General features: G+C 74.0%; 10 protein-coding genes and 2 pseudogenes. 8 read left to right on the plus strand and 4 right to left on the minus strand.

The genetic code is table 11. From position 1 onward, the window contains the following. The 5 genes and pseudogenes from D471_RS39990 to D471_RS0103395 all read left to right on the plus strand — a co-directional run. Positions 1-1,006 (plus strand): annotated as a pseudogene (locus tag D471_RS39990) (hypothetical protein); the annotation flags it as partial. A 333-nt stretch (positions 1,007-1,339) separates the two neighbouring features. Next, positions 1,340-2,497: a polyprenyl synthetase family protein gene (locus tag D471_RS32845; protein ID WP_017597318.1), complete on the plus strand. Its 1,158-nt coding sequence runs from the start codon at positions 1,340-1,342 to the stop codon at positions 2,495-2,497. Positions 2,498-2,602: 105 nt separating this feature from the next. After that, the gene (gene crtI / locus D471_RS0103385) at positions 2,603-4,123 is read left to right on the plus strand and encodes a phytoene desaturase family protein (protein WP_017597319.1); all 1,521 of its coding nucleotides are present in this window, start codon (positions 2,603-2,605) and stop codon (positions 4,121-4,123) included. Beyond that, positions 4,123-5,061, plus strand: coding sequence for a phytoene/squalene synthase family protein (locus D471_RS0103390; protein WP_017597320.1), 939 nt, complete (start codon positions 4,123-4,125; stop codon positions 5,059-5,061). Before crtI ends, D471_RS0103390 begins: the two co-directional genes overlap by 1 nt. 48 nt (positions 5,062-5,109) lie before the next feature. Then, positions 5,110-6,114, plus strand: a complete 1,005-nt coding sequence (locus tag D471_RS0103395) for a DUF5914 domain-containing protein (RefSeq protein WP_026127367.1) — start codon at positions 5,110-5,112, stop codon at positions 6,112-6,114. Here D471_RS0103395 and D471_RS0103400 read toward each other — a convergent pair. Both D471_RS0103400 and D471_RS0103405 read right to left on the minus strand, forming a co-directional pair. Continuing rightward, the gene (locus D471_RS0103400) at positions 6,078-7,652 is read right to left on the minus strand and encodes an FAD-dependent oxidoreductase (RefSeq protein WP_017597322.1); all 1,575 of its coding nucleotides are present in this window, start codon (positions 7,650-7,652) and stop codon (positions 6,078-6,080) included. The genes D471_RS0103395 and D471_RS0103400 overlap by 37 nt on opposite strands. After that, positions 7,649-8,365 (minus strand): class I SAM-dependent methyltransferase, encoded by a 717-nt coding sequence (locus D471_RS0103405; RefSeq protein WP_017597323.1) that lies wholly within the window; start codon positions 8,363-8,365, stop codon positions 7,649-7,651. The genes D471_RS0103400 and D471_RS0103405 overlap by 4 nt, the downstream gene beginning before the upstream one ends. 76 nt (positions 8,366-8,441) lie before the next feature. Between D471_RS0103405 and D471_RS0103410 the strand changes: the two genes are divergently transcribed. Both D471_RS0103410 and D471_RS0103415 read left to right on the plus strand, forming a co-directional pair. Continuing rightward, the gene (locus D471_RS0103410) at positions 8,442-9,647 is read left to right on the plus strand and encodes a lycopene cyclase family protein (RefSeq protein WP_017597324.1); all 1,206 of its coding nucleotides are present in this window, start codon (positions 8,442-8,444) and stop codon (positions 9,645-9,647) included. 46 nt (positions 9,648-9,693) lie between these two features. After that, positions 9,694-10,458: an enoyl-CoA hydratase/isomerase family protein gene (locus tag D471_RS0103415; RefSeq protein ID WP_017597325.1), complete on the plus strand. Its 765-nt coding sequence runs from the start codon at positions 9,694-9,696 to the stop codon at positions 10,456-10,458. Positions 10,459-10,516: 58 nt separating this feature from the next. Here D471_RS0103415 and D471_RS0103420 read toward each other — a convergent pair whose 3' ends face one another. Beyond that, positions 10,517-11,566, minus strand: coding sequence for an STM4015 family protein (locus tag D471_RS0103420; RefSeq protein WP_017597326.1), 1,050 nt, complete (start codon positions 11,564-11,566; stop codon positions 10,517-10,519). A gap of 243 nt (positions 11,567-11,809) precedes the next feature. Between D471_RS0103420 and D471_RS0103425 the strand changes: the two genes are divergently transcribed. Further along, positions 11,810-12,868 carry an SEC-C metal-binding domain-containing protein gene (locus tag D471_RS0103425; protein WP_241479556.1) on the plus strand — a complete coding sequence of 353 codons (1,059 nt, stop codon included), beginning with the start codon at positions 11,810-11,812 and terminating at the stop codon, positions 12,866-12,868. A gap of 31 nt (positions 12,869-12,899) precedes the next feature. Here the strand turns inward: D471_RS0103425 and D471_RS39995 are convergent. Next, positions 12,900-13,164: pseudogene (locus tag D471_RS39995) on the minus strand (SWIM zinc finger family protein); the annotation flags it as partial.

The raw sequence follows: 13,164 nt of genomic DNA on the forward strand, positions 1-13,164 counted from the left end.
CACTGATGCCGACCCCGGAGCCGCCCGGGAGACCGTCACCGCGGACGACATCCCGCCCGCGACCGACCTGCCGGACCTCGACGACGTCCCCGAGCCGGAGTGGCTGCCTCCCGAGTACGAGCCCCCGGCCGACCTCGATCCGGTCGACCCACCGGAGTTCGCCGACGTCCCGGAGCCCGATGACCTTCCGGAGTCCATCGACCCGCCGGGGCCCGACATCCCCGCGGAGCACGACGATCCTTCGGAGCCCGTCGGCCCGCCGGGGCTCGACAAGCCCGACGACCTCATCGAACCCGGCTGTCTCACCGCTCCCGAGGCCCCCACCGAGCCCGCCGGCCTGCCGGACCTCCCCGAGGTGGAGCCACCGGAGACCGAGGACTCCGATGAGCCCCAACCCCCGCCCCTGTGGCCTCTGGCTGAGCGCGAACCCCACGCGGAACGGGAGTCTCATACAGAACGGGAACCCCGCGAACCCTCCGCCCCGCCACCGGTCGCCCCCAACCCCCGGTCCCCCGAGGACGCACCCCCCCTGGACCTGTCCCCCGAACCGGATTACTCCACCGAGACCGCGCTCGTCCCGGACGAGATCGTCAGTGACGAGATCCCCGACGACAACTGGCCGACCCAGTACGCCGACATCCCCCTGACCCGCCTGGAACGGTGGCACTCCCGCCGCGGACCCGAGGGCGCGCGGGTGGACGTGGTCGACGCCCGCGCCGCGATCCGGGCCGAACGGGCCGAACTCCACCGCGTCCTCGACGAACGGGACCGCTACCACACCGAGGTCCAGGACCTGCGCCGGGAGGTCGCCCGTCTGGACCGGCCCTGGCTGGAGGCCCATGAGGAGGCCCCGGCCCCCGTCGAACCGTCCGGGCGGCGGCGCACGTGGGCGGTGGTGCTCCTGGCGGCGGTCGTACTCCTCCTCGGTCTGGAGGTGGGCGCGCGGTCGGGGACGGGCGTCACCGACCTCCTCGCCCTCGTCTGGGGAGCGCTCCCGTTCGGCTGAGCCCCGGGAACCCGTGATCGGCATGGGCGGGTGGTCGGGCGGATGGCACGGGGTGTCATACGCGGGCGCTCAGGACCACGGCCCAAGGAGAACTCCTGGGGAGACCGCGTCCGGGAACCGGTGAGACTCGCCGACGAATGAGCGCAGCGTGGAACGAGGGCGCCTCGCTCGTACCCTCGTATCAGCTTCACCCGAACACCACACCATCCGCGTTGCCGGCAGGGCATCAGTCGCGTCGGATAAAGCTTGAAAAACGAGAAGCACGAAAATAGAGTTACTTCGCATCGTAGGGAGTCCGATCGGCGCACGTCACCCGACGGCACAGGAGGTGGCATGACGACTCCGCGAACGACGGCACGGGCGCGCGACGCCCGCGAACGCCCCGGGCCACCCTCCCCCGCAGCGCACCGGGACGGTTTCCAGCGCGAGGCGATCACCTCGCACCTGCGGGACTTCCTCACCGCGCGGGGCCGCGCCGTCGAGGAGCTGGACGCGGACTTCGCCGATGAGGTCCTGCGCCGCCTGACCGGGTTCGTGCTCGACGGAGGGAAGCGGACCCGACCGGTCTTCGCCTGGTGGGGGTGGCGTGCCGGGGGCGGCGCCGACGACGGCCCCGAAGCGACCGCCGCGCTGCGTGCGGCCTCGGCGCTGGAACTCGTCCAGGCGTTCGCCCTGTTCCAGGACGACGTCATGGACCAGTCACCCGTACGCCGGGGCAGGCCCGCCCTGCACGCGGACCTCGCCGTCGACCACCGCTCGGCGGGGTGGTCCGGTGACCCCCGGCGCTACGGGGACAGTGTCGCCCTTCTCGCCGCCGACCTCGCGCTGATCTGGGCCGAGGACATGTTCACCGAGGCCCTGGCGGGCATGGCCGACGCCCGTGAGCGGGCGCGGCGCCCCTGGCGCGCCATGCACGCCGAGATGGTGGTCGGCCAGTTCCTGGACCTGCGCTCCCAGGCCGGATCGGACGACACGGAGTCCACCCCGGAGCGGGTCAACCTGCTCAAGACGGCTTCCTACAGCGTCGAGCGCCCGCTGCACCTGGGAGCGGAGATCGCCGGGGCGACCGGGGCGGCCACGGCGGGCCTGCGCCGGTACGGGGCGGCGATCGGCTCCGCCTACCAGCTGCGCGACGACCTGCTCGACCTCTACGGCGATCCGGCGCGCACGGGTAAGGCGGTCGGCGGCGACCTGCGCCAGGGCAAACGCACCCTGCTCGTGGCCGTGGGCCTGCGCCGGGCCCGGGAGAACGGCGACACCGACGCGGAGCGGACGCTGACGTCGGCGATCGGGGACCCCGGCCTCACCGACGCCGACGTGGCCACCGTCGCCGACCTCCTGGTGGACCTCGGAGCCAGACAGGCCGTGGAACGACGGGTGGACGATCTCGTCGACGAGGGAACGCGCGCCGTGGCGGACGCGCCGATCACGACCGAAGCGCGCGGGGAACTGCGACGCAGAGCCGGTGCGGCGACCACCCGCCTGAACTGAGCGGACCCGCGGCCGCCCGGGAACAGGCCGGAGCCGACCCGGGGAACGGTGCCCGCCGACGTGCGGGGCCCGTGCCCCACAACCGACCGACGGAGAAGAGAGCCCGTGAAGCCGTACGCAGGAGCACCGCGCACCGTCGCGGGACCCACTGACCACGTCGTCGTCGTGGGCGCGGGAGTCTCCGGACTGGCCGCCGCCCTCCACCTCCTGGGAGCCGGCCGATCCGTCACGGTCGTCGAACGCGACGGGTACCCCGGAGGCCGCGCGGGGCGGGACGAGGCCGACGGGTTCCTCATGGACACCGGGCCCACCGTGCTGACCATGCCCGACCTGATCGACGAGGCCCTGTCCGCGGTGGGCGACTCCCTCAGCCGCCGCCTGGACCTGGTCCGGCTCGACCCGGCCTACCACGCCCGGTTCGCCGACGGCTCCGCCATCGACGTGCACACCGACCCCGAGGCCATGGCCGAGGAGATCAACGACAGGGTCGGCGGACGGGACGCCCGGGGCTATCTGCGCCTGCGCGACTGGTTGAGCCGCCTCTACCGGCTCCAGATGCGTACGTTCATCGACGCCAACTACGACTCCCCGCTGCGGCTGTTCACCCCCGAGCTCGCGCGGCTGGCCGCCATGGGCGGGTTCGGACGCCTCGAACCGGCGATCGGGCGCTTCGTCGCCGACGAGCGGCTGCGTCGGATCTTCTCCTTCCAGGCCCTCTACGCCGGAGTCACACCCCAGCGGGCGCTGGCGGCCTACGCCGTCATCTCCTACATGGACACGGTCGCGGGCGTGTACTTCCCCAAGGGCGGGATGAGGGCTCTGGGCGACGCGCTCGCCGACGCCGTGGCCGACGCCGGAGGCACCGTCCACTACGGACAGGACGTGCGACGCCTGGAGCGCCGCGGAGACCGGATCACCGCGGTCCACACCCGTGACGGCGCCCGGTTCGGATGCGACGCGGTGGTGCTCACCCCGGACCTGCCGATGGCCTACCGGCTGCTGGGGCGCGTCCCCTGGCGGCCGGTGCCGCTGCGCTTCTCGCCCTCGGCCGTGGTCCTGCACGCCGGGGTCGACCGCGCGTGGGCGGGGGACCACCACCACACCATCTCCTTCGGCGCCGAGTGGGAGCGCACCTTCGACGAGATCTGCCGAAGCGGAACCACCATGGGCGACCCCTCCCTGCTCATCACCCGCCCCACGGCCACGGATCCCGGTCTGGCGCCCCCCGGGCACCAGCTGTACTACGTCCTGGCACCGTGTCCCAACCTGCGCACCGGCCGGATCGACTGGGGACGCGAGGCCGACGGCTACCGCGACAGCCTCGTCCAGACCCTGGAGAAGCGGGGGATGGACGGGTTCGGCTCCGCGATCGTGACCGAGCGGTTGACCACCCCGCTGGACTGGTCGCGCCAGGGGATGGCCTTCGGCACCCCGTTCGCGGTCGCGCACACCTTCGCCCAGACCGGACCGTTCCGGCCGCGCAACCTCGTGTCCGGCACGGGCAACGCGGTCCTGGCCGGATGCGGCACCACCCCGGGCGTCGGCCTGCCCACCGCCCTGGTCTCCGGCAAACTCGCGGCCGCCCGGATCGTCGGCCAGGCGGCCGTGGCCGGGGGGAGGCGCTGATGGGCACCGCCTTCGAACTCGACGCGGCGGGTATCACCGGAGCCGCGCTGCGCCGGGACTACGCCGCCAGCCGCGCGCTGCACGCCCGGCACGGACGCACCTACTACCTGGCCACGCGGGTGCTTCCGCCCGAGCGCAGACCGGCGGTGCACGCCCTGTACGGGTTCGCCAGATGGGTGGACGACATCGTCGACGAGCCCGCCCCGGGACAGACGGCCGAGCGGACCGCCGCGCTCCTCGACGGCGTCGAGCGGGAACTGGACGCGGCCATGGCCGGAGGGCACGCCCGAGCCCCGCAGGTGCGGTCCCTGGCCGACACGGCGCGCCGGTACGCGATCCCGCAGGAGTACTTCACCGCGTTCATGGCCTCGATGCGCGCGGACCTGACCGTCACCGACTACGCCGACTACGCCGCGCTCAGCGGCTACATGTACGGCTCGGCCGCCGTGATCGGCCTGCAGGTGCTCCCCGTCCTGGGCACCGTCGTCCCCCGGAGCGAGGCCGAGCCGCACGCGGCGGCGCTGGGCACCGCCTTCCAGCTGACCAACTTCCTGCGCGACGTCGCCGAGGACCTCGACCGGGACCGGATCTACCTGCCCGCCGACGTCCTGGCCCGCCACGGCGTCGACCGCGAACTCCTCCGGCACTGCCGGCGCCGCCGCAGCCAGGACGGCCATGTGCGCGAGGCCCTGGCCGAGCTGGTCGACCTCAACCGCGCCGTCTACCGCGAGGCCGAGCCGGGGTGCGCGATGCTCTCCCCGGTCGCGCGCCCGTGTGTCGAGACCGCCCTGCACCTGTACCGCGGCATCCTGGACCGGATCGAGGAGGCCGACTACGACGTGTGGTCCCGGCGGCACCGGGTCCCCCGAGCCCAACGGGCCCGTGTCGCGGTGCCCGCACTGGGCAGGGCCCTGATGGCACGGGCCCTCGGCGCCTGACCGCACAGCACGTCCCCGCCCGTCCCGACGACCCCGAGGAGGCCACGGATGCCGCAGCCCGTTCCCGAACCAAGGCGGTCCCCCCTGCGCCGACTGCCCGCGACCCGCTGGAGCCGACAGGCCCCCACCTGGCGGGAGGCCTCACCCGCGGTGATCGGCGCCGCCCTCAAGCGCGCCCTGGCCCGCCCCTCCGGCAACTGGTACGTGTTCGCCGCCAGCGACGAGGTCCGCGCGGACCGGCCCTTCGGGCGGGTGGTCGCCGGGACGGAGATCGTCGCCTGGCGGGACTCCGAGGGCGGCCTGCACGCGGCCCCCGGCGCCTGCCCGCACCTGGGGGCGCCGCTGTGCCGGGGCGCCGTCGACTCCGGCCGCCTGGTGTGCCGCTGGCACGGGCTGTCCCTGGGGGCCGAGGGCTTTCCGGGATGGCGGCCCTACCCCTGTCACGACGACGGGGTCCTGGCCTGGGTCCGCCTGGACGACGTCGGCGGCGAGGAGCCGCTGCCCCGGCCCGTGCTCCCCGAACGCCCCGCGGCGGCGACCGCGCTCACGGCGGTGGAGAGCCTCGTCGGGCGATGCGAACCCGAGGACGTGGTGGCCAACCGTCTCGACCCGTGGCACGGGTCGTGGTTCCACCCCTACTCCTTCGTGGGGCTGCGCGTCACGGAGACGCCGCCGGAGGGCGCCCCCGACCCCGACCGGATGGTCGCCGAGGTGGCGTTCAGGGTCGCCGGCAGGTGGGGGGTGCCCGTCCGGGCCGCGTTCTCGTGCCCGGAGCCGCGCACCGTGGTCATGCACATCATCGGGGGCGAGGGGGAGGGCAGCGTCGTGGAGACCCACGCCACCCCCCTGGGCGTGCGCGACGGCGTCCCCTCGACGGCGGTCATCGAGGCGACCGTCGCCTCCTCCGAGCGCGCCGGGTTCCGCCTGGCCGCGCGCGCCGCCCCACTGGTGCGGCCCCTCATGCGCGCCGCGGCCCGGCGCCTGTGGCGCGACGACCTCGCCTACGCCGAACGGCGCTACGCGTTGCGCGCCTCCGGGCGCTGGCCCGGCTGACCCCCCGAACGCGCCCAGCGGGCCAGCGCCCGCAACGGGCCCCAGCGCCCACGCCGGGGCACGCTCCAGAGCCGGTGCCCCGGCAGTCCCCAGCGGCCCAGCAGCGCGTTCGCGGCCATCAGACCGCTGGTCGCGGCACGTTCCATGAGGGCCACGGGCAGGTCCACGCGCACGTGGTCGCCCGCCACGACCAGCCAGGGGTCGGACGTGGTGGGCGTCAGACGGCGCTCGTAGCCGCCCGGCGGGAAGAGCGCGCAGTCCGCGCGCATCTCGTGGCGCTGGTCGACGACTCCCGCGTGCGCGGTCTCCGGGAAGACCCGGTGCAGCTGGGCGATCAGCCGCTTGCGCTCGACGTGTTCGTCGTAGGAGGCGGGCAGCGCGTAGGCGTGCAGCTCCACCACCGACCCGCCGGTGCTCCGCGCCCAGCGGGCGGCCTCGTCCTCGAACCGCTCCAGCACGCTGACGTTGTCCAGCGTGGGGTAGCCGGCGGTGCCCAGGAAGGCGGGGCGGTCCGGGCGCACGGGCCGGTCCAGCCACAGCCGGCTGACGAGGAAGGGCGGGGCGCTCGCAAGCTCCAGGGCCCGGCCGCGCCAGTCCCGGTCGCCCAGGCACGGGGAATCGGCGACCAGGCCGCGCAGTCCGGGGACGTCCGTCGCCAGGACCACGGCGTCGAACTCCTCGGCCGCCCGGCCCTCCGTGTGGACGGCGAAGCGGCGCCGCTCTCCCGGAGCGACGTGGGACACGGGCGCCGAGAGGCGTTCGCCCACCCCGTGCCGGGTGAGGTAGGCCGACCAGGGGTGCCAGATCGCCTGGGGGAAGGGCGCGTTGGCGACGTCGAACAGCAGCCCCTCGCTGGAGCCCAGGAAGTACAGGTGGAACATGACGGCGAGCTCGGCCGCCGACAGCTGGGCGGGGTCGGCGAAGAAACTGCGCGAGAACACCTCGAAGGCCAGGTGCCGGGCGCGCGGGGGGAAACGGATCGCCTCCAGCAGCGCGGGCGCGTCCCGGTCGTCCAGCCTCGTGTAGACACCGGGGACGTCCACGTCCAGCAACTGCACGGCGGCGGCGACGTTGACCCGGGCCAGCTCGCCCGCGGGAAAACTCGGGCTGCGCGCCGCCAGCGCGAGCGCGTTCAGGGGAGGCCGCGCCGGAAGCCCGGTGAACACGTCTCGCCCGCCCCGGGCGTGGACGAGCGGGTAGTCGGGCACGGGGCTGAGCATGCCCAGGCCGGGGTCCAGGCGGGCCAGCAGCGCCCGCAGGTTGTAGTACTGGCGGAAGAAGGCGTGGAAGCCGCGGCTCATCGTCGCGGCGCGGCCGTCGGCCAGGACGGTCGGCCACCCCCGCAGGCGTCCGCCCAGGTCGGACTCGCGCTCGAACACCGTGGCGCGCACACCGCGCTCCGACAGGGCCGTGGCCGCGGCCAGCCCGGCGATGCCCCCTCCGACGATCGCCGCCCGCGGCGCGTCGGCGGCTTCGGGTCCCGTGGGAGGGGCGGGGTCGATCACCTCGGCGCGCGGGTCGGCGGGCGACCACGTCATGAGGCTCCTTCGGCCGCAACCCCGCCGAGGAACGTGTGCGTGACGCCCCGCTGCCAGCCGGGGAGCGGTAGGGAGCGCACGTTCTCCAGCCCCGCCCGACCCATGCGTCGGCGCAGCGCGGTCACGCCGTCGAAGTCCAGGACGCTGCGCCACAGATAGCGGTAGAGGTCGGACCGGCCGGTGACCAGGCGCCCGAGGGGGATGATGACGCCCCAGCACACGAGCGACCACACCAGGCGCGCGGCGGGTGAGTCGGCCACGGAGTACTCGTGCAGGACCATCCGTCCCCCGGGCCCGAGCAGGTCACGCATCACCCCCAGGGCGGCGTCGGTGTCCGGGCAGTTGCGCAGCAGATAGGCGGCGAACACCGCGTCCGAGGGGCCGCCCAGGCGGTCGGCGGACAATTCCTCGACGCGTGCGTGGATAAACCGGACATTCGGCTTCCATTTCTTCGCGCGCGCTCGGGCGAGCATGCCCTCGGAAGCGTCCACACCGATGATCCGCGCGCGTGGGAAAAGGCGCGCCAGAGCCGCCGTCGAGGCCCCGGTTCCGCAGCCCAGATCGAGCACGCGCATACCCTCACCGCCTCGTGGGAGCGCCAGCCTGCGCGCCGACAGGCGCAGGTGCCGGTGGTATCCGGGGTTGGCCGCGACGAGTGTGTCATAGGACGCCGCCGCGCGGTCGAACTCATCGGTGACCGCACCGGACTTCATTCCGAGAAATGGCCGAGCCATGATCCCCCAGAGACGGTATCGAATCGGAGTCGGATTCCATGACATGCTAACCGCCATGCGGGAATTCGATCTGGTCATCGTCGGCGCCGGCGCGGCCGGTCTCACTTTGGCACACTTCGCGGCGAAAATCGCCCTGCCCGGAATCGGCACCCCGGAGATCGCGCTGGTCGAACCGCCGGCCGGGCCGGCGCGCCCGGGGGACCGGACCTGGTGCTTCTGGGAACGCGGCCCGGGCCCGTGGGACGGCGTCCTCGCCGCCCGGTGGGACACGCTGTCCGTCATCTCCCCCTCCGGGGCCAGACACGAGCGGGCGATCGGTCCGCTGTCCTACAAGATGCTCCGCTCCCGGGACTTCGAGACGCACGTCCGCGCCGGTTTCGGCCCCAACGTCCACCCCTGCACCGCGACGGTCACCGCGATCGACGACGGCGCCGACCGCGCGACGGTGCGTGCCACGCGGCCCGACGGCGCACCGGTGTCGCTCGGGGCCGCGCACGTCTTCGACTCCCGCCCGCGCCCGGTGCCGCCCGGCGCGCGCACCACGCTGCTCCAGCACTTCCGCGGCTGGTTCGTCCACACCGAGGACGACGTCTTCGACCCGGGTACGGCGTCGCTCATGGACCTGCGCACCCCCAGGCCGCGCACCGGCGTCTCGTTCGGCTACGTGCTCCCGACGTCCCCGCGGGAGGCCCTGGTGGAGTACACCGAGTTCAACCGCGACGTCCTGGACGGGGACGGCTACGAGGCCGCCCTGCGCCGGTACACCGGTCAGGTGCTCGGCCTGGAGCGGTTCACGGTCGCCGCCCGCGAACAGGGCGTGATCCCCATGACGGACGCGAGGTTCCCCACGCGCGTCGGCCGTCGCGTGTTCCGGATCGGCGCGGCCGGAGGCGCCACCCGGCCGTCCACCGGCTACACCTTCGGCGGCATCCAGCGCCAGGCGGCCTCGGTGGTCCGCTCGCTGGAACGGGGCCGGGATCCGGTACCTCCGATCCCGCACCGCCACCGACACCTGGCCATGGACTCGGTCCTGCTGCACGCCCTGGACTCCGGGCGGTTGGACGGCGCGGAGTTCTTCGCCCGACTCTTCGCCCGCAACGACACGCGCGAGGTCCTGGAGTTCCTCGACGGAGGGTCGACGTTCGGCCGCGAACTGGCCATGGGCCTGACCACCCCCGTCGCGGCGATGTCGGCGGCGGTCGTCGAACGGGCGCTCGCGCCGCTGCGGGCCGGTGCCGCTCCGGAGCGGCACCCCCGATAGCCTCGTTGCCGTTCGTCCCGTTCCGCACCGAAGGAAAGAGGCTCCCATGTCGGAGGAGCTGTCCGTGCGCGTCGACGGCCACGTCGGCGTTCTGGAGATCCACCGCCCGCCCCACAACCACTTCTCCCTCGACGTGCTCACCGAGCTCGCCGACGCCTCGGAGGAGCTGGCCGCCGACGGGTGCCGCGCTCTGGTCTGGTGCTCGGAGGGCAAGAACTTCTGCGCCGGGGTGGACTTCGCGGGGGAGGGGGTCGGCCAGAGCCCGGTTCACACGCTCAGCGCCCTCTACGGCCAGGGGCTGCGCCTGTACGCGCTGCCGGTCCCGGTGATCGCCGCGGTCCAGGGCGCGGCCGTGGGCGGCGGACTCGGGCTGGCCTGCGCCGCGGACTTCCGGGTGGCCTCGGCCGCCACCCGCTTCCACGCCAACTTCGGTCTGCTCGGCCTGCACCAGGGGTTCGGGCTGAGCGCCTCCCTGCCCCGCATCGTGGGTGGCCAGAAGGCCGCCGAGATGCTCTACACCGCCCGCCGGGTCCCCGGCGAGGAGGCGCACGCGATCGGCCTGGCCGACCACCTGGTCGAGGACGGCCAGGTTCGGGAGGGCGCGCTGGAGTGGGCCCGTCGGATCGCCGCCCGCGCTCCGCTCGCGGTGCGTTCGATGAAGGCCACCATGCGCGCCGACCTGCTGGCCGCGCTGCCCGCCGCCCTGGACCGCGAGATCGTCGAACAGACCCGCCTGATGGACACCAAGGACCACGAGGCCGGGATCAGCGCCTCCCTGGCCCGCGTCACCCCGGTGTTCACCGGCCGGTGAGGGTTCCCGTCGGTCGGGGCGGTTCCCGCAAGTGGGGTTCCCGCCCGGTGCGGCCGGGTCACTCGGCGACCGCCGGGTACAGCCAGGGATCCTCGTCGTCCGCACAGCCCTCCCGGTCCGGTTCCCACCGGTCCGAGACGTCGACGCGGACTCCGGCCGCGGTGAACGCCTCGCGGACCCGCTCGGTCGTGTCCTCGGACATGTAGTGGTGGTGCAGGTCGAGCCGGTCGAGTGACCGGAAGGCCGGGGCGTCGAGGAGGACCCGGGCGCCCTCGTCGGTCAGGGCGCCCAGGGACAGGTCGAGGGTGCGCAGGGTGGGCGTGACGGGTGCCTCCGCCAACGCCCGGACCCAGTCGTCGGTGAACTCGGCGTTGCGCAGCCCCAGGTGGGGCAGACCGGGGAAGGCCGCGCCCGACAGGAGGGAACCGCAGTCCTCGGGGGTGGCCGCTCCGTCCTCCGCCACCCCCAGCCACAGTTCCAGGTGTTGGAGCCCGGGCAGCGAGACGCCGACGATGCTCTCCACCACCTCGGGGCCGATCCCGCTGCTCTGGACGGTGAGCCTCCGCAGCGACCGGTGCCGCCCGACACCGAACCGGAGGCCGCCGCTCCCGCGCACGGTGAACTCGGTGAGCCTCGGGTAGGCGGCCAGCAGGGGACCCAGATCGCCGTGCCGGATCCAGGAGGCCTCGCACTCCTCCCGGAGGATCTCCCCGAAGAAGAGCGCGCGCAGGCCGGTCAGGCGCGGAGCGAGCGCGATGAGCCGGTCGCGGAGCCCGTCCGACTCCGTCGACTCGAAAGGGGAGCCGAAGGGGAACTTCCCGACGATCAGGGCGGTGATCGCCCGGGTGTCCACCGTCTCGGTGAACCGGTCCAGGTAGGCGTCCAGCTCCTCGAACGGTTCCGTCCGCGCTCCGACGCCGGGCAGGGGGCTGGGCGGCTCCATGCGCAACCGCCACGCGAACGCCCCCGGATCGTCGATCGCGCGCGACAGTTCCCCGTCCGTGTCCGGCCCCCGGTCTTCACGGGGCCGGTTGCCGGAGGCGCCACGGTCGGTGAACTCGACGACGGGCGAACCCGCGAACCGGGTGAGGTGCTCGTCATTCGGCATGGGTGTACTTCCTGGTGGGGGAGGTGGTGGTCGGCTCCTGTGTACCAGTCCTCGACGGCACCGGACGACCACCCGCCCCAGGGCGCCGTCCCCTCGTCGGGCGAGGGTGAGGACCGCGGCCGGTAGGCGGAGGTCGCGACGACGGTTCCGCCCGGTGTCCGGTGCCCGACCGGCGCTGACCCGGGGCGGGGAGTTCGCGCGAACGCCGGACCGCGTCCGATCCCCGGCGCTAGCGTGGCGATCATGGTTGACACCACTCCCACGACACCGTTCCCCGAGTCGATCCCGCCCCGGCTGTGGGCCGCTCTGCGAGACCTCGACCTTCCCCGTGCGGTCCTGCGCGAGCTGCAGGACGAACCGGACGAGGCCGGACCGATCCTCCTGGAGGCCGCCGACCGGATGGAGCGCGCCGGACGGTCGGACCAGGGCCGGGCCCTGCTCGAAGCACTCCGGGAGCATCCGCCGGTCCCCGAGGACACCCAGTACGCCTCGATCGAGATCATGCGGCGGCTGCGCGCCAGCGGCGAGGCCGACGCGGTGCGGGAGGTGGAGGGGATGCTCAAGGAACTCCTGCGTCCCGGCCGCCTGGAACAGGGTCCCGCCGACCTCCTCGCCGAGGACCTGCAGGAGGCGGGAGACCTGGAACGGGCGCTGCGCTGCGCCAACATCGCCTCCCGCGACCTGCTGGCCGAACCGGCCGACGACCTCGTCGACGCCGACGCCGCCACGATGCGCCCGCTCGTCATCCGCGCCCGTGTACGCGGTGAGATGGGGCTGCCTATGGACGGCCACGACGAGGCGGGGCTGACGGTGGCCATACGCCTGCTCCGGGAGAACACGGGCCCGGACTGGGACGAGGACCTCGACGCGTGGGACGGGGGCATGCCCGGCCCGGACGACGAGCCCGTCCCGCCGCACGGACTCCTCCGGGGGATCCAGGTCCTCGTCTCGCGGGACGACTTCGCCGAGGCGCGGTCGCGGGGCCTGCTCACCGGTGACGCCGCCGACGAGGGGCCGGACGCCTACTTCCGGGCGGCCGAACAGGTCCTGCGGGACTCGTCCGGGGAACGCCCCGCGGTGTCGTTCCACACGGCCTTGTTCGGCGCCGAGGAGATGGCGTCCTTCGCCCAGGCCGAGGGCCTGGACCCCGCCGACGCCGACACCCACCGGGCCTGGGCGGACGCCCGGATCCCCGACGGCTCACCACGCCTGCTGCCCTGGCCTCCGGGACGCAACCAGCCGTGCTGGTGCGGTTCGGGCCGCAAGTACAAGAAGTGCTGCGGCTCCGCGGCCCACCGCTGAGCGGTCCGCCTCCCGTGGTGATCCGGTGCCGTCACCGCCCGAGCCCCACCCGGTCGAGTTCGGCCATGAACCGCCGCTTGCGACGGTGCTCGGTCCGCAGTCCCTCGACGAACTCCCGGCCCTCCGCCGAACGCCCCAGCCGCTCGTAGAGCCGGTATACCTTCCGGGCGAGCTCGGCCGCCTCCGGATACAGCGCAGTTTGGGTCAGCGCCACCTTCGCGGAGATCCGCGGCAGGTACACCTCCAGGGCGTCCGCCGGGTGCGAGGCCTCCCGCAGGGCGGCGAGCCGCAGCCAC

The sequence above is a fragment of the Nocardiopsis lucentensis DSM 44048 genome (assembly GCF_000341125.1).
Classification (GTDB): Bacteria; Actinomycetota; Actinomycetes; order Streptosporangiales; family Streptosporangiaceae; genus Nocardiopsis; species Nocardiopsis lucentensis.

Coding starts and splice junctions, on each gene's coding strand:
- D471_RS32845 (WP_017597318.1), top strand. CDS start 1,340: ATGACGACTCCGCGAACGACGGCACGGGCGCGCGACGCCCGCGAACGC.
- D471_RS0103390 (WP_017597320.1), top strand. CDS start 4,123: ATGGGCACCGCCTTCGAACTCGACGCGGCGGGTATCACCGGAGCCGCG.
- D471_RS0103395 (WP_026127367.1), top strand. CDS start 5,110: ATGCCGCAGCCCGTTCCCGAACCAAGGCGGTCCCCCCTGCGCCGACTG.
- D471_RS0103400 (WP_017597322.1), bottom strand. CDS start 7,652: ATGACGTGGTCGCCCGCCGACCCGCGCGCCGAGGTGATCGACCCCGCC.
- D471_RS0103405 (WP_017597323.1), bottom strand. CDS start 8,365: ATGAAGTCCGGTGCGGTCACCGATGAGTTCGACCGCGCGGCGGCGTCC.
- D471_RS0103410 (WP_017597324.1), top strand. CDS start 8,442: ATGCGGGAATTCGATCTGGTCATCGTCGGCGCCGGCGCGGCCGGTCTC.
- D471_RS0103415 (WP_017597325.1), top strand. CDS start 9,694: ATGTCGGAGGAGCTGTCCGTGCGCGTCGACGGCCACGTCGGCGTTCTG.
- D471_RS0103420 (WP_017597326.1), bottom strand. CDS start 11,566: ATGCCGAATGACGAGCACCTCACCCGGTTCGCGGGTTCGCCCGTCGTC.
- D471_RS0103425 (WP_241479556.1), top strand. CDS start 11,810: ATGGTTGACACCACTCCCACGACACCGTTCCCCGAGTCGATCCCGCCC.